14 protein-coding genes are annotated in these 25,049 nt (G+C 34.4%); 13 read left to right on the forward strand and 1 reads right to left on the reverse strand.

Translation table 11 applies throughout. The annotated features are described in order from the left end of the window. Nucleotides 1-23 precede the first annotated feature (23 nt). Nucleotides 24-3,179 carry a SusC/RagA family TonB-linked outer membrane protein gene (locus QWY92_RS00520; RefSeq protein ID WP_290267763.1) on the reverse strand — a complete coding sequence of 1,052 codons (3,156 nt, stop codon included), beginning with the start codon at nucleotides 3,177-3,179 and terminating at the stop codon, nucleotides 24-26. Nucleotides 3,180-3,596: 417 nt separating this feature from the next. Here QWY92_RS00520 and QWY92_RS00525 point away from each other — a divergent pair, with 417 nt between their 5' ends. The 13 genes from QWY92_RS00525 (at nucleotide 3,597) to QWY92_RS00585 (ending at nucleotide 24,987) form a co-directional block, all read left to right on the forward strand. After that, entirely contained in the window at nucleotides 3,597-5,120 is a 1,524-nt protein-coding gene (locus QWY92_RS00525; protein WP_290267765.1) for an alpha-L-fucosidase, read from the forward strand. Nucleotides 5,121-5,139: 19 nt separating this feature from the next. Then, nucleotides 5,140-6,339, forward strand: coding sequence for a putative glycoside hydrolase (locus tag QWY92_RS00530; protein WP_290267766.1), 1,200 nt, complete (start codon nucleotides 5,140-5,142; stop codon nucleotides 6,337-6,339). Nucleotides 6,340-6,352: 13 nt separating this feature from the next. Further along, entirely contained in the window at nucleotides 6,353-8,251 is a 1,899-nt protein-coding gene (locus QWY92_RS00535; protein WP_290267769.1) for a sulfatase, read from the forward strand. A 29-nt stretch (nucleotides 8,252-8,280) separates the two neighbouring features. Beyond that, nucleotides 8,281-10,182 carry a sulfatase gene (locus QWY92_RS00540; RefSeq protein ID WP_290267771.1) on the forward strand — a complete coding sequence of 634 codons (1,902 nt, stop codon included), beginning with the start codon at nucleotides 8,281-8,283 and terminating at the stop codon, nucleotides 10,180-10,182. A 60-nt stretch (nucleotides 10,183-10,242) separates the two neighbouring features. Next, a complete protein-coding gene (locus QWY92_RS00545; RefSeq protein ID WP_290267773.1) occupies nucleotides 10,243-11,670 on the forward strand; it encodes an arylsulfatase in 1,428 nt (475 codons plus the stop codon). Between the two features lie 52 nt (nucleotides 11,671-11,722). Beyond that, nucleotides 11,723-13,606, forward strand: a complete 1,884-nt coding sequence (locus QWY92_RS00550; protein ID WP_290267775.1) for an alpha-L-fucosidase — start codon at nucleotides 11,723-11,725, stop codon at nucleotides 13,604-13,606. Beyond that, nucleotides 13,596-15,155: a sulfatase family protein gene (locus QWY92_RS00555; protein WP_290267776.1), complete on the forward strand. Its 1,560-nt coding sequence runs from the start codon at nucleotides 13,596-13,598 to the stop codon at nucleotides 15,153-15,155. The genes QWY92_RS00550 and QWY92_RS00555 overlap by 11 nt, the downstream gene beginning before the upstream one ends. A 55-nt stretch (nucleotides 15,156-15,210) precedes the next feature. Then, nucleotides 15,211-16,311: an alpha/beta hydrolase gene (locus QWY92_RS00560; RefSeq protein WP_290267778.1), complete on the forward strand. Its 1,101-nt coding sequence runs from the start codon at nucleotides 15,211-15,213 to the stop codon at nucleotides 16,309-16,311. A 222-nt stretch (nucleotides 16,312-16,533) separates the two neighbouring features. Further along, on the forward strand, nucleotides 16,534-18,465 hold the full coding sequence (locus tag QWY92_RS00565; protein WP_290267780.1) for a T9SS type A sorting domain-containing protein: 1,932 nt from the start codon (nucleotides 16,534-16,536) through the stop codon (nucleotides 18,463-18,465). 65 nt (nucleotides 18,466-18,530) lie between these two features. Further along, entirely contained in the window at nucleotides 18,531-20,021 is a 1,491-nt protein-coding gene (locus tag QWY92_RS00570; RefSeq protein WP_290267782.1) for a sulfatase family protein, read from the forward strand. Nucleotides 20,022-20,206: 185 nt separating this feature from the next. Further along, entirely contained in the window at nucleotides 20,207-22,591 is a 2,385-nt protein-coding gene (locus QWY92_RS00575; protein WP_290267783.1) for a glycosyl hydrolase family 95 catalytic domain-containing protein, read from the forward strand. Nucleotides 22,592-22,600: 9 nt separating this feature from the next. Further along, the gene (locus QWY92_RS00580) at nucleotides 22,601-24,121 is read left to right on the forward strand and encodes a sulfatase-like hydrolase/transferase (protein WP_290267785.1); all 1,521 of its coding nucleotides are present in this window, start codon (nucleotides 22,601-22,603) and stop codon (nucleotides 24,119-24,121) included. A 26-nt stretch (nucleotides 24,122-24,147) separates the two neighbouring features. Next, the gene (locus tag QWY92_RS00585) at nucleotides 24,148-24,987 is read left to right on the forward strand and encodes a histidine phosphatase family protein (RefSeq protein WP_290267787.1); all 840 of its coding nucleotides are present in this window, start codon (nucleotides 24,148-24,150) and stop codon (nucleotides 24,985-24,987) included. Nucleotides 24,988-25,049: the final 62 nt, after the last annotated feature.

Raw genomic sequence — 25,049 nt, forward strand, 5'->3', positions numbered from 1 at the left:
AATTTATATATTATAAATTGTTTCTAAAATTGTAATTTTATTCCTAGTCTTATTGTTCTAGCCAAAGGATATGCGCCTTTATCATGCCCGATTGCTCGAGTGGCAGAACCTCTAATAGAAACATCAGGAGAATATCCCGAATAGTCTGTCCAGGTATATATATTGGAACCTGATGCATATAATCTTAACGACGACATACTCATTTTTTCAACAATATCTTTAGGGAATGTATATCCAATAGTTATGTTTTGTAAACGCACAAATGACCCATCTTCTATATATCTAGAACTAAAGATGCTCTCTCTGTTTTCTGTACTAACTCTTGGGTAAGTGGCACTAGGGATTCCTGGTGTCCATCGTTGCGTTACAGTGGCAAGCGCTTGTCTATCGGCAAATTCTAATAATCTCATGTTTTGGATAGCTGCAATGTCTTTTCCTATTTGAGAATCAAAGAAGAATGAGAAATCAACATCTCCAATTTTGAAGGTATTCCTAATTCCAAAGGTAACATCAGGTTGAGCACGTCCTATTACTTGTCTGTCGGCTTCATTAAAATCACCACTTTTATCTAAATCCTCATAGAGTTGTTCTCCTGGTCTGTTTTGAATGCCTGTAAAAGGAACACCTTTATCAAAACCTTCTACAAAGGTATAATCACCTCTAAAAGGGTCAGAATTATATAAATCGATTTGTTCTTGGTTGGTTAATCCTTGAAATTCTACGAAATCATCAAACTGTGCAATTCCAGTAGTCTTGTAGCCATAAAAAGCACCTACTTCTTCCCCGATAATTAAACGTTGCGTTCCTCCAGGAATATATCCAGGATCCCAACCACTTTGGATATAGTCGGAAGCCATATTTGTAATTGTTGTTTTCCCAGTTCCTAAATTTCCCTTGAAGGTCCAGGAGAAATTCTCTTTATTAATCAAGCGTGCAGTGATGTCCATTTCAAACCCTTCTGTTTGTAACTGTCCGAAATTTTCGGTGTAAGTACTGAATCCAGATTGAATTGCTGCTGCGTTATCTGCAAATAAAATATCATTGGTTTCTTTTAAGTAATACTCAAAGCTTCCTCTAATTTTATTTTTCAAAAAACCGTAATCTATAGCAAAGTTTAGTTGGCTTGTTGTTTCCCAAGTTAAATTCTCGTTTGGTAATTGGTTTGGGCTATAAAAGGTTGTTAATGTTTCGTCAAACCCGGTTAAACCTGCTGCGTATTGATTTAGGGACTGGTAAGGTTTGATGGCTTGATTTCCTGAATACCCGTAACTGGCACGAAGTTTTAATTCATTTACAAAATCTATTTTTCTCATAAATTTCTCTTTAGAAATTTTATAAGCAACTGCTGCTGCAGGAAAAAATGCCCATTGGTTGTTTGTAGAAAATTTAGAAGATCCCTCATATCTTCCTGTTAATGTGGCTAAAATTTTGCTTTTGTAATTGTAACCAACTCTACCAAACCAAGAAGATAAAGATGTTTTAAAGTAGCTTACTTGGTCAGGGTCATTAAACGTAGCTGTTTCTGGAGCGTAATAAGTTAATAAATCGTTTGGGAATCCGAAATTTGAAACACCAATGGCTTCAGATTCTGTAGTTTCCAATGATTGTCCTAGAAAAGCAGTGATTTTATGTTTGCCAAATTTGCCGCTGTAATTAATTGTATTTGTTATTGTAGAGCTGGTATTTCGAGTATCCGAAGTTCTAGCTCTACCACCTTCAGAAAACCGACCTAACAGATCGAATTGATAGTAACGTTTAGCTGTATTTCTATTTTGATGGGTGAGTGCTGTTTTAAGCGTGAAATTTTTATTTAGTTCATAATCTAGATTTATACTTCCTACAATCTGAGTTAGTAAGTTGGTGTACTGGTTGGCTTCTAATGAGGTTAAAGGCGAAAAACCATCAAGAGTTGTGGCATCATCAGGGTCATCCTCTTCTTCTTCATATTTTAGATATGGTTTTGCATTAAATGCTCTTTTTAAAGCACTAGTAGCGCCTTTTCCGTCATTGTCACCAGTGTTAATGGCTCTTTGATTAGAGGTAACATGTGCATAATTAATAGATGTTCCTACCTTAAGTTTTTCTGAAACATTAGCTCTTAGGTTAACTCGAGTTGTTATTCTGTCAAGATCGGTGTTTTTAACAACCCCTTCAGCACTTAAAATATTTGTTGAAACTAAGTAATTAAGATCTTTGTTGCCACCGCTAAAACTAACATTGGTGTTGGATGATTTTCCTATTTGAATTAGTGTTTTTTGCCAATTTGTAGATTGTAATAAACCAGCACGTGCAGAATCGAGGCGTTGTGATGTGCTTTCAGCATTTGCTCCCACATTTACTTTAGATTCGTTGTTTATAATAGTGTATTCATTGGCGTCTAATAAATCAATGAAATCGGGGATTTCTATCATCGAATAATCATGATCTATACGCACTATGCCTTTTCCTGTTTGCCCTGTTTTTGTTGTAATTAAAACAACACCATTTGCCCCTCTAGACCCATAAATAGCCGTTGATGATGCATCTTTAAGAATTTCAATAGATTCGATGTCGGCTGGATTAATAAGAGATAATGGGCTAATCGTAGAACTTTCCATGTCTTGATCTCCTAAACCAGGAGACGAGTTATTATCCATTGGAACCCCGTCGATAACATATAATGGTTCACTACTACTCAAAGAACTAAGTCCTCTAATAACAATGGATGCCGCAGAACCAGGCGCTCCTGATGCTTGACTAACCACAACCCCTGCGGCCAAACCTGATAGCGCTTGCTCTATGCCTATGGCTCCAGTTTTTGTGATTTCTTCAGCTTTTATAGAAGATACAGAGCCGGTTAGGTCACTTTTCTTTTCTGTACCATATCCAATAACAACAACTTCATCAAGGGTAGTGTCCGATTTTTGTAAAACGACATTAATAACATTTTGGTCGCTAATGGTTAATTCTTTAGCTTCCATACCTATGTAAGAATAGATTAAAACTTGACCTGTTTTGGCTCTTAGGCTATAGTTACCATCAAAATCTGTTACTGCTCCTTGCGCAAGCCCCTTTACTAATATGGTAACACCTATTAGTGGTTGGCCTGTTTCGTCTTTAACGGTTCCAGTAATATTTTTCTCTTGAGAAAAAACTTGAAGACCAAGTGTAAGAAGAAAAACAGTTAGTATTTTTTTCATATTTAATTTTGGTTTAATTAGTTATGCTAAACTAGAGTTTTTGTTCAAAAGCTGTTTTCTGTATTCGCTCATATCTTTGCTCAAAATAAGCAAAGGTCTTGAAATAGCCTGTTTTGCTATAGTTTATGAAGGTTGGTAAAAAAAAAGATGTTTGGGGAATTAGTGTGTCAATTCTTTTTGTTATTCTTATTTTACCGGGGTTTGAACTATGTTTAAAGCATGTGTTTTCAGAATTGTATTTTGTATGGAACATTAAAATAAAATGTTTTAAAAGAAAAAAAGAAACACCGTTTTTTGAGTTTTCCTTTGAATAAATAAATAGGTTATGGTCGAAAAAGAAAAGTTTTTGACTTATAAGAGAAAGCCAAAATAGGAGTGGATTTTTAAATTTGTTCCATAAACGTAAAAATCTACCACATGATTAGAATAAAATACCTTCTTACTTTCTATCTGTTTATTTTAACATGGTTTTCGTTTAGTCAACAAGAAGTAAAGTCTTCAGAATTTAAAACAATAGCGCCAAATTGGGAATCCATGGCAGCAAATTATCAGGTGCCAGAATGGTTTCAAGATGGAAAAATTGGCGTATGGATGCATTGGGGAGTACCATCGGCTATTGATGAAAACCGCCCGAATGATGGTTCGCATTATGGTAGAAGAATGTATGGTCCAAATGATGGTGAAGAAGGTGTTCAACTAGAAATGACGCAAACTTTATCCGATTGGCATATTAAAAGGTATGGTGCTCCAGAAGTATTTGGTTACGAAAAATTTGTAGAAAGTTTTAAAGCTCAAAATTGGAAGCCCGAAGATTTAGTTAAATTTTTTAAAGATAATGGGGCAAACTTCATAATGCCCGTAGCAACGCATCATGATAATTTTGATTTGTATGATTCATTTTTCCCTTGGAATTCAGTAAAAATGGGGCCCAAAATTGATATTATTCAAGAATGGAAAAATGCAGCGAATAAGTATGGTTTAAAATTTGGAGTATCAACACATTTATATTGGTCTCCGCGGTTTTTCAACACAGCACGGAAATATCAAAAAACCAATACGCCAGAATGGAAATTGTTTAATATGGATTACGATCCTAAAAAATATAGTCGTCAAAAATCGTGGAACGAACATTGGTATAAAAGATGTTGGGAACTTATTGAAAAGTACGATCCCGATATGTTTAACAACGATTCGCCGTATCCGTCAATAAAAACAGGAGAAGGTATTGGTGTCCAATTATTTTCAGATTTTTTAAATAGAGATTTAAAGGAAAATAAAGGAAAGCAAACAACTGTATTGTCTTTTAAAAATTCTAAAGAAAATAAAGCGGCATTTACCTATAATTTAGAACGAGGTATGTTTGGGGAAACTCAAAATAGTCCATGGATGTGGGCTACCGATCTTTCTGGTAATTGGTTTTACAGAAAAGAAGCTAAAACAAGAATGACAATTCCTGTTTTAATTGGCAATGCGGTCGATGCCATAAGTAAAAATGGTGTGGTAATGATGAATGTAGCTTTAAAAGGGGATGGTACATTGCCTGAAACACAAGCTAACATTCTAAAGAGTTTTGGTTCATGGATAAAAATTAACGCGGAAGGAATCTACGGAACACGTCCTTGGAAAATTTACGGCGAAGGTCCTTTGAAAATTGTAACCAAACGCACCGGAGAAAACCTAAAAAAATACTCATCAAAAGATATTAGGTTTACCACTAAAGATGGTCATATTTATGCTTTTGTGTTGGCTAAACCAACAACGGATGTTTTAATTGAAACCTTAAAAAGTAACGGTGTTTTAAATGAAAACATCAAGAAAATTACCCTATTAGGAAGTAATGAAGAAATAAGTTGGGCACAATCGGCATCAGGACTGTCTATTACATGTCCGAAAAATGCCCCTAACCAGCCTGTTATTGGATTTAAAATTGAACTAAACTAACGCGTACTTAGTAAAGATTATGAAATATTATACCATTACACTTTTAATTACGGTTGCACTATTCAGTAGCGGTTGCAAGTCTCAGAACTCCATAGTAAGCTCATCAGAAAATAATATAATAAGTTCTAAAATGCCCGAGTTTTCTTGGGATACCATGCCATTGTATATGCATCTTCGAAAAGATACCGAGTTTACACAGGAAGAACTTCAGTATTTATCAAAATTTCCTTTGATTACATTCGAGAAAACCACAGGCAGTAAAGCTTATGGCTCTACTGAAGCAGGTACTATAAAAGCCGCAGAAGCTGTTAAAAAACTTAATCCTAAGGCAAAAATATTGTATTATAAAAATGTTGCTATTAATTGGGGAAGTTATAAGGAAGACGAGGCATTTCTTAAAAAATATCCTGAAGCACTTTTGGTAAATGAAGAAGGACAAAAAGTGTTTATGCCGAATAAAAGAACAGGGTTTTTCGATTTATCTCAAGAAAACGTACGTTCGTACTGGTTAAACCACGTTACTAAAATGTCCGAAAATCCATTTATAGATGGCGTATTTATGGATGCTAATATAAAAATTTTGGCTCCTGCTTTCTTCAATAGTCGAGTAGGAGAAGAAAAGCGTGAAACTTTGGTTTCGGGCTATTTATCTATGATGACTGAATTAAAAGAAAAACTAGGAAAGGACAATTTGTTAATTGCAAATATTTTGAGAGTTCGGCCAGAATTGAAAGATGCCGGTCGCGACTATTTAAAGTTTTTCGACGGATCTTATATCGAAGGCTTCGATCTTGAAAATTTTGGAATGACTTATGAAGATTATTTAGCCGAAGGTATTGCAGCTGTACAACAATCGGCTAGAGAAGGAAAAGTTATTGCCATGACGTTAGGTATGGGCAAAGCTTCGGAAACAGCAGAAGCAGGCATTGATGATGTGAGACAAAAAGTAAATGCCGAAGATGATTTTTCAAAACGCTTAAATTATATATTAGGCATTTTTCTTGTATGCGCCGAAAAGTACAGTTACATCTATCCGCACGATGGTTATGGTATTAACAAATCTGCAGTATGGTTAAAAACGTTTCCGCAGTATCAAAAAAAATTAGGAGCACCAAAAGGATATGCTAAAAAAGACGGGTATATTTATACACGGTCTTTTGAAAATTTAGACGTTAGATTAGATATTAAAAACAAAACAGCAACATTAAACTGGAAATAAAACTTAAACTTATATGAAAGCAACTCAGTCATTTTTGATATTAACTTTATCTGTTTTCCTTTTTTCTATGCAGTCGCAAGGGCAGGAAAAAGAAAATAATATTCAACCAAACATCATTGTTTTTTATGCCGATGATTTAGGTTGGCAAGACACCCAGTTAAATAATTTAGACGAACCAAGTCCTTGGGAAACCCCTAATATTTCAAAATTGGCTGAAGATGGTTTAAATTTCACCAACGGATATTCTCCTGCACCAACATGTGCGCCATCCAGATGTGCTATTTTATCTGGGTTGCATCCGGCAAAAACGGGAATAACCCATGTGTCGGGTGGCGGTATTCCTTCAGCTAGATATTCGAATTATATGGCTCCGTATTTTCCAATTGGGCTAATGCCAGAGAACTTTACTATAGCCGAAGCTTTAAAAATGAATGGCTATACTACCGGACATGTTGGGAAATGGCACGCAGGCGGTCTTCAAATTCAAAGTCCAGAAAATCAAGGTTTTGATTTTGTACATGAATCTAGAGGCGCACATCAAGGGCCTAAAAAACCAGACAATCGTTTAACCAAATTTGCAACATACGCAAAGAGCGATCGCTATCGTTTGAGTGATGAAAAATATCCGCCATTTACCAAAGCGTCTCCTAACGGAATTTCTTACCCAAAGGATGAGGTTACAGAAAATGCACTTAAATTTATTTCCAAAAGTAAAAACAAACCTTTCTATTTGTACTTAGCACATTGGATGGTGCATTCACCAATTCATACTAAAAATAAAGAATTATTACAATATTACTGCGATAAACTAGGTGTAGATTTTCCTACTAAAGATGTGCCTGTAACCACAGGCGGACAAACCAATCCGTTTTATGGATCTATGGTTACTACTTTAGATTGGAGTTTGGGGCGTGTGGTAGATTTGTTAAAGAAAACCGACGATCCTAGAAATCCTGGAAAAAAATTATACGAAACAACATATATTATTTTTTCATCGGATAATGGTGCTGTGGAGCGCGTTGGAAAAGAAATTGTTACCGATAACTTTCCTTTAGATGAAGGTAAAAAATATGCGCAAGAAGGTGGAATTAGAGTGCCTATGGTTATTGAAGGACCAAATATTCCGAAAGGAAAAACGCATGATGGTTTAATTAATCAGTTAGATTTTTATCCAACGATTTTAAGTCTTACCAATAGTAAAATACCAACAGAATACAGTTCAGATTTGGATGGATTAGATATTTCAGGTGTATTATTGAATAATGAAAAAACCGTTAAAAATAAAGAAGGAAAAACAAGAGCGGATTTATGGTGGCATTTCCCTCATAATCAAAACCATCAAATGCAATCGGCTATTAGAGCGGGAGATTATAAATTGTATAAAAACCATGTTGAAGGAAATTACGAATTGTACCGTTTATACAAAGATGGAAAAAGAGCTGATTTAGAAGAAAAACATGATATCGCTTTAGAAGCTCCAAAAGTGACTAAAGATTTGTCTTCAAAATTAGAAAAACATCTAAAAGATTACGATGCGAAATTTCCTTATAAAAGTCCTTTAAAAACTAAAGATGCTTCAGAAAAAGAACATGTAGCTGCTGTTCCAGTGGTAACAGGAGATACCTTTGATACTAAAACTAGAACACTTGCTGTAACGTTGGCAAACGGTAAATCGAACATTATTGAAAGTTATGCGCTTATAAAAATTGGAGATCCTGCGACTTTTGATAAGCAGGGGAATAAAAGAAAACTAGGAAAGCATGGAGCAACCTATATAAAAGTGCCTGTTGATAGTAGTAAGAATCAATTAGAATATACGTTAACAGTTCCGGAGGATGCACTAGAATGTGGCGTTGTTTTAATTGATGAAAATCGATTTATGGTGAAAAGTAAATTTCATAAAATCAACTAAATACACATTTGTTTAATAATATAGAGATCATGAAAAACAACAATATTTTTTTAGCATGCGCGTTCATCGCTATTTTTTCTTCAAATGTTATACATAGCCAAGACCAAAGAGATCTAATAAAACCGAATATCATCATTTTTTATGCTGATGATTTAGGTTGGCAAGACGTAGAATTAAACGATTTGGACGAACCATGTGCTTGGGAAACTCCAAATATTAAAAATTTAGCCAAAGATGCTATTAATTTTACCAATGCGTATTCTCCAGCTCCAACGTGTGCGCCATCGCGATCTGCGCTTTTGAGTGGGTTGCATCCTGCTAAAACAGGGATAACGAACGTAACTGGAGGAGAAATTCCAAAGCCTAGTAGAGGTTCAAGTTTTATTAATCCATATTTTCCAGCAGGGTTAATGCCTGAAAACTTAACTATAGCAGAAGCTTTAAAGTTGAATGGCTACAGAACGGGGCATGTTGGGAAATGGCACGCAGGACATCTTCAAATTCAGAGTTCAACCAATCAAGGTTTCGATTTTGCTCATGAATCTAGAGGCGCACATCAAGGGCCAAAAGCGCCTAAAAGTAGGGTGACAGAATTTGCTACGCATGTTAAAGGCGATAAGTACCGGTTAAGTGAAGAGAAATATTATCCGTTTACAAAAGAATCGCCAAATGGAATTTCTTACCCCAAAGATGAGGTGACAGAAAATGCTCTTAAATTTATAAAAGAAAGTAAACAAGAACCTTTCTTTCTGTATTTAGCACATTGGATGGTGCATTATCCAATTCACACAAAAAACAAAGAATTGTTGCAATATTATTGCGATAAATTAGGAATGGATTTTCCAGAGGAAGATGTTCCAATGACGGCAGAAGGGCAAAATAACCCGTATTTTGGAGCCATGGTTACTACGTTAGATTGGAGTTTAGGTCGTGTAGTAGATTTGTTAAAGAAAACAGACGATCCTAGAAATCCAGGTAAAAAATTATACGAGACCACCTATATTATCTTTTCTTCAGATAATGGTGGAGCAGAAAGACGTAGAGATGAAATAATGTCGGATAATGCGCCTTTAGATAAAGGTAAAAAATATACTGAAGAAGGAGGGATTAGAGTTCCTATGCTTATCTCGGGACCAAACATACCTAAAGGAAAAACAAAGGATGTATTGATAAATCAGTTAGATTTTTATCCAACGATTTTAAATATTACTAATAGTAAAATACCTAGTAAATACAGTTCTGATTTAGATGGATTGGATATTTCTGGTGTTTTATTAAATAATGAAAATTCTGTTAAAAATAACAAGGGTAAAGTTAGAGCAGATTTATGGTGGCATTATCCTTATGGTGACAATTCTAAAAACCAATCAGCTATAAGAGCTGGAGATTATAAACTATATAAAAACTTTGCTAATGGCAGTTATGTGTTGCATCGTTTATATAAAGATGGAAAGCGATTTGATTTAGAAGAAAAGTATGATATCGCTAAAAAAGAACCTAAAGTACTTAAAGATTTATCGGGTAGGTTAGAAAAATATTTAAAAGACTATAATGCGCCTTTACCTTACAGAAGTATAGAGAATACTAAAGAGGCTTCGGAAAAGGGAAATATAGCTGCTGTTCCAACAATTACATCCGATACTTTCGATATTAAATCTCGAGAAGTTTCAATTGAATTGGAAAAAGGAAAATCTAAGGTGGTTGAAAGTTATGCCCTTATAAAAATAGGGGATCCGGTTAAAGTTAATAAGAATGGGAAGAAAGCGAAGCAAGGAAAACATGCTACAACCTATATAAAAGTACCTGTAGATTGCGACAAAAACAAATTAAAATATACTGTAACTATTCCTAAAGAAGCATTAGAGTATATTTTTATTATAATAGATGAAAATAGGTATATGGTAAAAGGCAAGCTTCATAAAATAAGTTAAATTATGAAGATAATCTTCCGGACTTGGTTTTGTTTAATATTTCTGTTGTTTTTTATAAAAATGACAGAGGCACAAACAAGTTCGAAAAAACTAAAAAATAGTCGTCCAAATATCATTTTTGTAATGACGGACGATCAAGGCATGGGAGATTTGTCTTGTATGGGGAATCAAGTTGTTAAAACGCCAAATATTGATGCGTTTTATAAGAAATCAACACGCTTTACTGAGTACCATGTTAGTCCAACTTGTGCGCCAACCAGAGCCGCATTAATGAGTGGGCAACACGAGTTTCGGGTGGGGGTTACACATACTATTTTAGAGCGAGAACGCATGGCTTTAGAGGTGTATACTTTTCCGCAAGCCTTACAATTCGTAGGCTATCAAACAGGATTGTTTGGTAAATGGCACTTAGGTGATGGAAATGAATATCTTCCTCAAAACAGAGGATTTTCCGAAGTGTTGATGCATGGTTCTGGCGGTATAGGACAAGTTAATTTAGGCGATTTTCCACCGAATAGTGAAAACGAATATTTTGATAATGTGTTGTTACATAATGAAACTATTGTGCAAACCAGCGGTTTTTGTACCGATGTGTTTTTTGATGCCGCATTAGCTTGGACGAAAGCACAAATAGATGCTGAAATCCCTTATTTTACATACATATCATTGAATGCACCTCATGCTCCGTTGATTGCTCCAAAAGCTTATAAAAAACGGTTTTTAGAATTAGGTTACGATGACGGTACAGCCGGAAGATACGGTATGATTGAAAATATAGACGATAATTTTGGGGGCTTAATGCGTAAACTTACCGAATGGGATGCCTTAGAAAATACACTCGTTATTTTTACAACAGATAATGGCGCAACGCATTTAAGAGGTACTTTAAATGGAGAAAAAGTAAAACATTTTAATGCCAATCTCAAAGGTGGAAAAAATTCTCCAAATGAAGGAGGAAATCACGTACCGCTTTTCTTTTATTGGAAAGGTATTTTAGCCGAAGGAAAAGACATTAACAAACTTACAGCACACATCGATTTATATAAAACCTTTACTGAATTGGCTGGTGCTAAATTGCCAGAAACAATACAGCCTATTGAAGGTTTATCATTAATACCTTTATTGGAAAATACAGAGGTATCTTGGGAAGATAGAATGTTATTCACACATTGCGGACGCTGGAAAACAGGTATGGTGGAAGAAGCAAAATTTAAAAAAATGGCTATTAGAAATCAACAATGGCGTTTTGTAAACAATTCGGAATTATTCAATATTGCTAAAGATCCAGGGGAAACTACAAATGTTATTGAAGCTTATCCTGAGGTTGTTGCCAAATTTAAAGCCCCTTATAGTATGTGGTGGGACGCCTCCATACCTTTAATGATAAATGAAAATCGTAAAAAAGTAAAGGAACAGCCCTTGCATAGTCGCTATTACAAGCAACTTAAAGATATTGGGATTCCCGATTGGAGCCCTTCATCTTATTAAAATTAGAAAACTAACAAAAATCAATACTAACCACCTAGCTCATTTATTAATTATGTTAAAAACGAAAACACTTTCAATTCTGGTATGCCTTTGTTGGTTACTTAATTTAAGTGCCTGCAAAGAGGCTTCAGAAAAAAAGATAGAGACCATAACTCAAAAAGAAGTATTTGATCAAACCAGTAACTGGATATTACTTAATAAAACGGAATCTATAGAGAATGAGAATATCTTTTCGTGGCATTTTAACTTAAAACATCCAGCGGAATATGTTATCCAACTTGTTTTTGATGATGGACTTGCTACGAATTCGGAAACTGTAAAAATAAAAATTGAGGAGATTGAAATAGAGGAGCCGTTGCGTAAAAGTTATTCAACTTATAATGGGAGAATAGTTTCAGAATTTAAAAAAACGATAAAATTTAACAGTACTGGAAAACAGATTTTAACTTTAGAAACTGAAGCAGATTTTAATCAAGTAAGAATTATTCCGCATTATAAAAATGAAATAGGTTCAGGAATTCATCATAAAGAATGGTTAAAAATGCACGAATCTGCAGAAAAACAAGCGGCTTTACAGTGGTTTAAAGACGCCAAGTTTGGTATGTTTATTCATTGGGGGCTGTATTCTCAAGCCGGAGGTGTTTGGAAAGGAGTGAAAATTAATCAAGCGCCATTTCCAGGACCCAAAGTAGCCGAATGGCTCATGCATGCTTTTCAAATCCCAAGAGAAGAATATGCGGAACTCGCAAAAACCTTCAACCCCGATAAATCTTTTGCTCAAAACATTGCTAAATTGGCTAAAGATGCCGGTATGAAATATGTGGTAATTACATCAAAACATCATGATGGTTTTGCCTTGTTCGACTCTAAAAGTTCAATCTATGATATGGTAGATGCTACACCGTATAAAGCAGATGCGGTTAAAGAATTGTACAATGCTTGTTTGGAAATTGGTTTAGATTTTGGTGTGTATTATTCTCACGGAAATGATTGGAACGATGGTGGAGATGGTAATTATGCAAACGTGAAAAAAGTAAATGATTCTCTAGGAATTTATTCACATCCATCAGGTAAAAATTTATGGGATCCAAGTCCAAATACACATGCTGAGTATTTCGAATCTAAAAGTTATCCTCAAATTAAAGAACTTATCGCTTTGTTACCAAAGTTGCGTTTAATTTGGTTTGATGGCGAGGGTTTTACAACAGAAGAACAATCTTTTAAGTTTTACAAAATGGTTTATAATTCAAACCCAAATATTTTAGTGAATAGGCGAGTAGGTTGGGGTTTTGGTGATTATTTAGATGCTGGAGATAATAAGATTCCTTCTGCTAAAGAAAACTTAAAGAAATATTGGGAAACCTGCGGAACGACCAATAATTCATGGGGCTATAAATCGTATGACGATGATTGGAAAAGCACTAAAGAATTGTTATACTACTTTGTAGATATTATGTCTAAGGGCGGAAATTATCTTTTAAATATTGGGCCGGATGGTCAAGGACATGTGCCTGAAGCTAGTGCCAATGGATTACGAGAAATGGGCGAATGGATTCAACTAAATAGCGAGGCCATTTATGGCACTTCCCGTTGGGAGATTACTAATGAAGGTCAAGAGGAAACGCTTTTAGATGGCACTGGACATAGAGCAGCAAAAGGGTTTCAGAAAACATTTACTTCTAAAGATTTTTGGTTTACGGCCAAAGAAAACAAGGTGTACGCAATTTCCCTTGTGCCAGTGGTAGATAAAATTTTAATTCAATCTTTAAATAAAACCAAAGGTGAAATAATAAACGTTCGGGTTCTCGGAAGTGAAAAAAAAGTTACCTGGAAACAAACCGAAAATGGTCTTGAAGTAAACTTAACAGGAGTTAGAAGTAACAAAAATGGTTTTGTAGTTGAAGCTAGTTTTAAAATTAAATCAGATGAAAAATAGTTGTTTTAAAATATTGATATTGCTTTTCGTTTGTAATGTATTGCATGCGCAAAAGCAACCAAACATTATATACATTTTAGCCGACGATTTAGGTATTGGTGATTTAAGCATTTATAACGAAAACAGTAAAATACAAACACCAAATTTAGATCAAATGGGGAGAGAAGGTATGCTATTTACAGATGCGCATACCTCATCTGCAGTTTGTACACCAACACGATATGGAATTTTAACCGGTAGATATAATTGGAGAACTCCTTTAAAAGAGTTTGTTACTTGGGGAAACTCACCAAGTTTAATTCAGAAAAATAGATTGACAGTTGCCAAAATGCTTAAAGATAAAGGTTATAAAACAGCAAGTATCGGAAAATGGCATTTGGGTTTAAACTGGACAATGAAAAATAATAGCCCAGAATTTAATCATTTTTCAGACAAATCTAATCGTTTAAATTTCAAGGATATCGATTATAGCAAACCTCTAAAATTTGGACCTAATGATATGGGTTTCGATTATTCTTATATCATTTCTGCATCTTTAAACATGCCGCCTTTTGTATATATAGAAAATAATAAAGCGACCATGGTGCCCACGGAAATATCATCACAAACTAAAAAACAATCGCCTTATGCCACTTGGATACGAGGTGATATTGCAGATGATTTTAAACACGAAGAAGTACTTCCTAACGTTGTAAATAAATCAATTTCTTTCATTAAAGAAAATGCCCATAAAGAAGCACCTTTTTTTATGTACATCCCTTTGCCTTCTCCTCACAATCCTGTATTACCAATTGCGCCATGGAAAGGCCAAAGTGAGATTAATAGTCCGTATGCCGATTTTGTAATGATGATTGATGATTTAATGGGAACTATTTTTGAAACTCTAAAAATACAAGGTATTGACGAAAATACAATGGTTGTTTTTGCAAGTGATAATGGTTTTGCTACTACCAACGATTTAAAAAATTTAAGAGAGAAAAACCACAGTCCGAGTTATGTTTATAGTGGTTATAAAGGAAGTTATTTAGAAGGTGGACACAGAGTACCTTTTCTTGTAAAATGGCCAGGGAAAATTAAGCCAAATTCAGTTTCGGAGGCCACGATTTGTACTACCGATTTTATGGCAACTTGCGCAGATATTATAAATTATGATTTTAAAGTGAATGAAGCCGAAGATAGTTATAGTATGATGCCTTTATTAACCAATACAGGAGATTATTTACGAGAAGCCACTATTCATCACGATAAATACGGTGTTTTTGCCATCAGAAAAGGAGATTGGAAATTAATTGTATCGCCAAACTCTGGAATTATGGCATCTGGAGAAACAAAAAAACACAAAGAAAGCTTACCTGAGGAAATTCTGTTCAATTTAAAAGAAGACATCAAAGAGAAAAATAATGTAGCAAATCAATTCCCTGAAAAGGTTAAGGCATTAAAAGATTTGTTAATTAAACATATCAAAAAGGGTAGAAGTACAGCAGGGAAAGTTCAAGAAAACGATGCTATAACTGGAGAATGGCCTCAAGCAAATTTTGCATTTAAATAATAGTTGAAAAATGAAAAAGACACTAAACCTTGTTTTGTTTTGCTTAATCTTAAATATGTACAGTCAAAATCGAAAGTTAAACGCTGTGTTTATTTCTTCGGAAGATCAATCAAATGGTTTATATCGTGATGTTTACATTAAAAAGTCTTGGCAGAAATTAGATGAAAATAAGGATGGTCAATGTTCTGAAAATGAAAACGAACGAACTTGGGGGAAATTAAAACGATTTGATGCGAATGGAGACAACCTAGTGAGTTTTCAAGAGTACGCTGATAAAATCCTAATTCCTTATCTAAACGCCGGAGGAAAAAGAAAGTTAAACGTTTTATATAAAACAACTAAAGATGAAAATTTATACCTCGATATATATTATCCTAAAATAAGAAAAGCAGGAGAAAAACTACCGGTAGTTGTTTATACGCACGGCGGTGGTTGGGCAGCAGGTAGTAGGCATGGCGCTGTTAATGCGTCTTTCAAAACGATACATACAGCACTTTTAGAACAAGGATTTTGTGTGGTTTCTGTTGGTTACAGGCTTTGGGAAAATGGAGGGAATACAACTATGCGAGATTGCGTAATAGATAGTAAAGATGCCATGCGTTATTTATCTAAACACAATGAAATACTAGAATTAGATACTAATCGTTTTTTCTCTTTTGGCGATTCTGCCGGAGGTCAAATTTCTCAAATATTACTGTTAAGTGCTCCTGAAACTTTAAAAGGGGATACGGAATTGGCTAAATACACCTACAACATGGTAGCCGGAGTATCGTGGTACGGTCCTTCTGATTTTGAAAAAACAAGTTTGTTTAATCATGATAATAGACCCGATTTTAGAGATCGGTTTGGACTTCGGATCTTAAAGCCAGACACAAAACCTGAACACAAGAAAATGCTTTATAAAGAAATGAGTCCTATTAATTATTTAACCCAAAATAGTGCGCCGTTATTAATGATACAAGGCGATAGCGATACAACAATTCCTGTGAAACACGCTTATTATATGGCCGAAAAAGCTCAATTGATTGGCGCACCGCTAACAACATTAATTGTGACAAATGCAGGACATAATTGGCGAAAAGTAGGCGGAGATATTAATCCAACTCGAGAGTCTATTATAGAGACAACAGTTGATTATTTTGTAATGCATTTATAATATTCATAATGAAATAGATTTCCGCTTTCAAGACAGTTGAAAAAACTACAAAGGGTTGATTTCAGAAAGTAATTGACTGATTAGAGCGGATGAAATACCTATATAGCCTTTATTTTTGTTTAAATTCTTAATAATAGTATTGGTATTCAGAAAGTAGAAAGAATATTCCTTATTTTGAAAAGAGTACGTGTTTTATCTAAAAAGCATGAAAAATAAAAACTTATGATTAAAAAAAATTACTTAACCGCTATATTTTTATTCATTGGCATGGCTTCTATTAACGCGCAGTCTCTATGGTATGAAAATTCGAGTAATACAACTCATATACAGGTTTCTAATATTTCTAGAGGAGTATTTACAACTGATGAAACAAATCCAGATACGAATGGTGTAAACGCTAATACAACAGTTTCAAAATTTGTTAGAGACGGACAAAAAAGCCCTACGCTTCGATTCAATTTATCAAATCCGATAACCAATTTGTCAACCTTTACTATTTCCTTAAAAGCATACACTTCAATAAAAACAGGTGATTTAAACACTCAGAATAAAAGAATTAGAATGTATTTAAGAAACGCTTCCATAGGGGCATCAAGTGCTTTTTTTGAACAATTAGGGTTTTCAGAAGGGGAAACTTGGGAATCTTTTTCTTTTAATTTTGACGGCATAGAAATTCCTGAAAATGTGGCTTTAGCTGGTGGTTACGATCAGGTTATGATTGGGTTAGCTACTGGGGATGCAACGGGATTAACATCAACCTATTATCTAGATGCCATTTCTGGTACTTCTGACCAGGTAATTGCTAAAGCCGATTTTTTATCGGGATCTTGGGGTGTGAGATTCAATTTACCAGGAGGTTATAATTTAGACGACGATAGTAATTATAATTGGGTTGCAGGAGCGCAAGAAATTGTAGATAATTTACCGGCTGTTGGTCATGTTATCACAAATTTTACGCATCCAGCACATGGGTATTATTATACTTTAAGGACTAATCCTTATATCGATATTGCAAATGATATTCATCCAGCCATGGTGCCTACCCTAGAGAATGAACAAATAATTCTTGACATTATTGATGTTTTTAGAAATTCAGGAAAAAAAGTCATTCTATATGTTAATGGTGGCGGACCATCAAATATTCAAGGTGCTTCAGATGCCATAGAAGCAGCGATTTCAGTAGCTTGGGAGGCGTATTGCGATGCTAATTTTGGTGGAGATCAAGGTTTGGGGTGGCGTACTTTAGCTAGAGGATTTTTTGAACGTTTTAAAGGCTTGGTAGATGGCTATTGGGTAGACAATCTGTCTAGTTTATCTAATGCCGAGGTAGTCGATTTTTTAGCTATGATTAGGGATGTTGATCCCGATATTGCTATTGCGTCTAATTTGGATAAATCGTATATAGAAGATGAAAGCGGAACCCGAATACTTGTCGATTCTGATGGTACAAATGATGCAGATCCAACAGATTATAAAGTATTCTTTTTAGAAGCTAATGATCCTTATATGGATTTTACAGCGGGTCATCCAACGCCTTTAGGTCAAGGAGCACCGCCAAATTCGTGGGCCTATGAAGAGTTTTCTTTTCCTTTAATAACAGAGAATCCTTGGTCGTCTTACGATGGAACTAAGCAAACATTAAAACATTATTTTGCACCTATTAGACAGCAATGGAGTGTTGCAAGAGCAGATTTAATATTTGAAGTGGAGCAAGCCTATCGATTTGTTAGAACCTTTACCGATGCGGGTGCTGCAATTACATGGAGTACTACAATAACTGATGGTTTTATTACGGATGATGAAATGGCCATTATGCAAGAAATTAATAATAGAATGCAGCAATTGCCAAAGCCAGACTTTATTCCTTATACAAGACCGGAAGGCGCTTATTTAGTTGATGAAACACTAAATATTAGTTCTAGTAATTTGGCTTATAACGAGTTTAATTTATTTCCGAATCCTGTAAGTGATAGTTTTATATTATCAACAGAAATTGCTTCAGGAAGTATTTATAACTTAAGTGGTCAGAAAATTATAGAGTTTAAGGAGAATCAAACGTTTTTTGATGTGTCTTTATTAAATGATGGTATTTATGTTTTTAGAGCAATATCGAAAAATGGTGAAAGCCAAGTTCTAAAATTTATAAAACAATAAAAAGCACATTAAATTATAGTACAGTAATTTCAAAAAAAGAAGAATTAAAAATTTACATGATTAAAATGAAAATAAATACGTTACCCTTAATTTTAACACTATTATGTTTTACGACTTGGTCTGCTAAGGCTCAAAAAAGTTCAGAAAAGACCAATATAGTTTTTATTGTATGTGATGATTTAGGCTATGGAGATGTACAAAGTTTAGCTCCAGAAACCAGTAAAATAAAAACACCTTTTATAGATCAACTTACTAAAGAGGGTATGGTGTTTACAGATGCACATTCTGGCTCGTCGGTTTGCACACCAACACGTTATGGCATCATGACAGGGCGTTATAGCTGGCGTTCAAAACTTCAAAGTGGAGTTGTACAGGGGTTTGCACCTAATTTGGTAGCTGAAGACCGACCAACAATTGCGAATTTTCTTAAAAGTCAAGGTTATAACACAGCTATAATAGGAAAGTGGCACCTTAATTTTCAATATTTGGATGCCGTTTCAAGAGTACCTATTGAAAAAGAAACAAAAAAACAGTTGCCTCCTGTAGGGGCTATTATTCCTGATGGACCTATCAATAGAGGGTTTGATTATTATCATGGTTTTCATCATGCTAGAGATATGAAAGCGGTGATTGAAAATGATAAAGTGATTCTTTATGATGACGAAATAAATATGTTGCCACGCTTGACAAGTAAATCAGTAGATTATATTAATGAACAAGCTAAAAATAAAGACGGTAACCCCTTTTTCTTATATGTGCCGTTAGGATCTCCACATACGCCAATTGTTCCTTCAAAAGAATGGCAAGGAAAAAGTGGTCTTGGTGATTATGCCGATTTTGTAATGCAAACTGATGCTACTGTGGGTGCTATAACAGAAGCGCTTAAAAGAAACGGATTATCAGAAAATACATTAGTGATATTTACAAGTGATAACGGTACGTCTAAAGCGGCTAATATACCAGATCTAGAGAAAAAAGGACATATTGTAAGTGCTGGCTATCGTGGTTCAAAATCGGATTTATGGGATGGTGGACATCGTGTTCCTTTTATCGTGAAATGGCCAAATCATGTAAAAGCAAACTCAACAAGTAACGCGTTAATTTGTTTAACCGATATCTTTGCTACGTTTTCTGAAATTACTAATGTGGCTGTTCCAAGTAAAAGTGGCGAGGATAGTGTAAGTTTTTTACCTGCTTTACAAGGAAAAGATATAAATAGCACTCGAGCTGGTGTTATTCATCATTCTATCAGCGGGCATTTTGGGTATAGACTGGGGAAATGGAAATTGTTATTAGCTAAAGGTTCTGGAGGATGGTCTTCACCAAGAGAAAAAGAATCTGCAAATATGACTATAGCGCAATTATACGATATGGAAAATGATCCTGCTGAAACTAAAAATTTATATGAAAAACGTCCTGAAGTTGCCGAACAACTTTTAAAGCAATTGGAGCTAGATATAAAAACAGGAAGAAGTACCAAAGGTGAATTTGCCGAAAATGATGTGGATAAAATCATTTTATGGAAATCGAATAGAAATAAGAAGTCTAAAAAGTAAATTTAAGATAATCACATTTCAGAAAACCTACCTTTAATTAAAAGGTAGGTTTTTTGTTTAAAACAGCCCATTTAAGCTGCCTTATGAAGGTTTAGAGAAAGTAAATGCAAGATTAGAGAAAGTACTTCTTTAGTTTATAAAATATATTTGTTAAACATTTTATAAACTAATACTAACAATAATCTATGTTTCAATCAAAACTAGAAATACGGTTTCTTTATCTTTTTATTATTGTTTCAAGCACTTTGTTTTCTCAGAATAATCAGGTCGATTTTAAAATAGATTACATGTCTTTTTTATCTAAACACGATATGCTTTGGGATATTATTCCAGACAAATGGCAAACGGCACCATATTCAGGAAATGGAAATGTTGGTTTTTTATTATATCAAAGTCCAGAGGAAAAAGAAAACGTCATCTCGCTTCATATTGGACGACACGATTATTACGATCACAGAGAAGCAGAAACTAAAGCCGATGAAATGCTTTGGATCAAGCGAAGCAGATTACCTCTAGGTCATTTTAAATTAAAATCTAATGGAAAAATTACAGGTGTAGACATACGTTTAGATTTATGGAATGCGGAATTAACAGGTACAATCTATACGTCTAAAGGAAGTTATAAAATAAAAGGTTTTACGCATAGTACCAATGATAATATCTATTTTGAAACCGATACAAAGGATGAAACAATAGAAATAACTTGGCATGCCGAAGATCCTATTCCACCAGTTTATGAAGTGTTGAAAAGTGGTGGAGGTCCAAAAGGCGGTACTTGGGATAAAATGAGAGAAGTAACTTTAGAAATGGCACCCAAACCAACGTTTAGTGAGAAAAATGGTTACAATTTCTGTTACCAACCTTTGTATGATAACAGAGGAGAAACCACTACAGGTTATAAAATAACGGGGAATCCTTCTGGAAAACAACAATTAATAACGAGTGTGCATCATAGCTTCCCAGACCATAATTCTCTAGAAATGGTTACTAAAAATTTAGCAACTGCTGAAAGTCTCATCAAAGAAAACAACTTTGTATCTACCCATCAAAAATGGTGGCATAACTATTATCCATTAAGTTTTTTAACTATTAATGATGCAGAAAAAGAGTCGTTCTATTGGATTCAAATGTATAAATTAGGATCTGCTTCTAGAGGCAACGGACCGATTTTAGATTTAATGGGGCCTTGGTATAATCGAACGTTTTGGCCAATGGTTTGGGGAGATTTAAATGTGCAGTTAATTTATTGGACGCATTTAACAGCAAATAGAATGTCTATTGGAGAATCTCTGCCAAATAACATTGATAAATATGCTAAAAACCTTGAAGGTAATGTGCCTAATAATTGGAAAAATAGTGCTGCTGTTGCCGCTTTAATGCCACAAGACCTCATCGCTTTTAATGGTGCAAAAGTACCAGATATGTTAGCGTGGATTTTAAACGATTATTGGTTGCATTGTCAATTTTCAGGCGATGATGTTCGTATGCGAGATAAACTATTTCCTATCTTGAAAAAAACGGTAAATAGTTATTTAAATTACATTAAAGACAATCCTGTAGCTGCGAAAGACGGCAAAATTCATATTAAATACAGTTGGTCTCCAGAATACAAACCTGGTCGTGGTCAAGACATTAATTTTACATTGGCATTAATTCGTTGGAGTTGCCAAACGCTAATCGATATTGATGAAAAGCATCAAATAAACGACCCGCTTAAAAGAGATTGGAAACATCTATTAGACAATTTAGTAGATTTTCAAATCGATGAAAACGGATTGATGGTAGGAAAAGATAGACCTTTTGCGAATCCGCACAGGCATTATTCACATCTATTGGCTTTTTATCCTTTGATGGTGATTACACCAGAAAAAGAAGAAGATAAAAAATTATTACGCACGTCTTTAGATCATTGGTTAGATGTTACTTTTAATAGCGGCAAAAAAATAAAAGCGATGCCAGTAACGGGTTATACAGCAACTGGAGCATCTTCTATGTATGCTAATTTAGGGGATGCTGAAAAAGCGTATTATTATCTAGATTTTCTAATCAAGCATAAAAACATTTCATCAACAACCATGTATTCCGAAGGGAAAATTAATCCTGTTATTGAAAGTCCGTTGTCTTTTGCAACAAGTGTACACGATATGATGTTGCAAAGTTGGGAAGGAAAAATACGCGTATTTCCTGCTAGTCCAAAAAAATGGAAAGATGTTGCCTTTCACGATTTAAGAACTCAAGGTGCTTTTTTAGTGAGTGCTAAAAAGATAAATGGAACTACCGAATTTGTTTCCGTAAAAAGTTTAAAAGGAAACGAATGTATCGTAAAAGTAGATTTTGAAAAACCACAATTTTATATCAATGGAAAGTCTGTTTCTGTAAATAAAGCTGCAGATAATTCTTATAAAGTTGATTTGAAAAAAGATGAAACGGTTATCATTACATCTAAGCCTTTAGATAAAACAGATTTAAACATTAAAGAATTACCAAAATCTGAAGCAGAGCAAAATCTATTCGGTTATGGAAAGAAAACGAAACGATTACCTGGTCATGACTATTACAGTTCTTATTAAAAAAAACACATGAAAATACTTTTTTACGGCATATTTATAATCGCTTCTTTTACATCCTGCACTGCTCAAAAACAAGAAAAGAAACCGAATATCATTTTTGTTTTTACAGATGACCAAAGATTCAATTCTTTAAGTATGACAGGTGATCCTATAACGGAAACACCACATATCGATCAATTGGCAAAAGAAGGTGTCTTTTTTAACAACGCGTATATTACGAGTCCTATTTGCGGACCAAGTAGGGCGAACATTTTTACGGCACAATGGGAACGAAGAAATAAAATTGGCTTCACCAATGTTTCTAAGCATGTAATTTCCGCAGAAACCTACCAAAACAGCTGGCAAGCGCAATTAAAAAAAGCTGGATATTCTACGGCTTTTATTGGGAAACACCACACTAAAATTGGAGATAAAAAGGACACACCTTTAATAGAAAACACTGATTTCAGTTATTATGGAAATGGACATTTAGGGTTTTACCCAGAAAAAAAACACAAACAATTCGGCAACCTAAAAAACAAAACCCAAGTGGAGGGTTTATTAGAAGCCACAAAAGCCTATTTATCGCAAGGTGATGATTACAAATACTTTTATGAAAACGCGGATCCTTCCATTAAAAATCAACTTAAAAAAAGAGATCCTAAAAAGCCTTTTTCGGCATGGATTAATTTTAATCTACCACATGCTTCTAGTATTGGAGGTATGGGTTCTCGCGATACAGACCCTGAATATTACAAAACAAAATACAATGATGTAAAACATAAAATAGAATTGCCAGATGGTTATCCGCAAAAAATAAGTCTTCCTGAAAATGTGTATGCTACAGGTGATTTAATGAAATACTATGTCACAGCTAACAAAGGAAAGCTATTAAATGAAAAGTTAAAAATGGATCGTGCTGTTTATGCAATCGATCTCATGCTTGGAGATTTACGCACCTATTTAAAGGAAATTGGTGAAGCTGAAAATACCATTATTGTCTTTTGTTCGGACAATGGTTTGTTTTTAGGCGAACACGGATTAGGAGGAAAAACGATTCTATATGATGAATCTGTGCATGTACCAATGATTGTGTATTCTCCATTTTTTACAGATAAAACAAAAGGAAAAGTGGTAGACGAATTGGTTGTGGGGCAAGATATTCCTGCAACTATTTTAGAAATGTGTGGTGTAACTGTACCTGAATCCTATCAAGGAAAAAGCATGCTTCCATTAATTGATGGTGAAAATACAAATTGGAGAGAAGATATCTTTTTAGAAAACTTATTTACAGATCAAGGATATCCTAGACAGGAAGGCGTACGAAGTAAACAGTTTAAATATATAAGATCATTTAGTAAAGAAAATGACAGAAATAAGTATTTGCCTGAACAAACTATAAATACCAGTGAAGCTCCTATTTACGAAGAGTTGTTTGATATTGTAAATGACCCAAAAGAGCAGAATAATTTAGTTGGAAATAAAGACTATATTGAAGTTTTAAATATATACAGAGAACGGTGTGAAACCCTTGTATCAGAACTAAATTAACATTTAATTCACAAACATTATAATTCATGAAAAGTCTATTATTATCAGTATCAATCGGAATTGGAATGTTCTTTTCAGGAAGTCTATTTTCCTCAAACAATTTAAATAACACTTCTAGTAATACAGTAATAATTCAGAAGAAAGACTCCTCAAAATTGAAGCTTCGAATTTATTATATAAGACATGCGGAAGCTGGACATAATGTTAAAAAAGAATGGGGAATATATCCAGAAAGTGAATGGCCTTCCTATGTTGGTGACCATAGTGCTTTTACACCAAAAGGGATTCTGCAACAATCTAGAGTTTCTAATAAGTTAAAGCGATTTCATTTCGATTTTGTAGCTGTAAGTCCTGCTTGGCGTTGTAAAAACACAGTATTACCTTATTTAGTTGATTCAAAATTGAGGGCAGAGGTTTGGCCCGAATTAGCAGAGATCTATGCTACAAGTCTAATCGTTTCTCCAGATTTACCCGAACATACTTCAAAAGAAAAAATTCTTGGTTCAGGAAAATTAATAAAGTTAAACACAGAAGAAGAAGCTTATTTTACGTTACGTAAAGATGGTTTGAATGAATTTAAAAAAGCTCGTTTTCCTAAAGATCATTCTGAGAGCGCAAAAGAAAATGCCATGGCAAAGGTGATAATAGATAAAGTTTTAGAATTAATTGATGATCGTAGTACATCTCATAAAACGATACTTTTATCAGGGCATGGTAGTAGTGGAAGAGCAGTTCTAAGAATGCTTACCAAAGATCCTTTAGATGGTTTTCCTCCAATTACAAATACAGGGATTTGGATGGTAGAACAACAGGACGATGGAACTTTCAAATTAAAAATATTTAATGATGTTCCTTTATCAGAATAAGAAAATTTAAAATAGAGATAAATCTATTTTAAGTAATAAATTAGTTAATCACAAATGGCGTT

It is taken from the genome of Algibacter miyuki (genome assembly GCF_030409805.1).
GTDB classification, from domain to species: domain Bacteria; phylum Bacteroidota; class Bacteroidia; order Flavobacteriales; family Flavobacteriaceae; genus Algibacter; species Algibacter miyuki.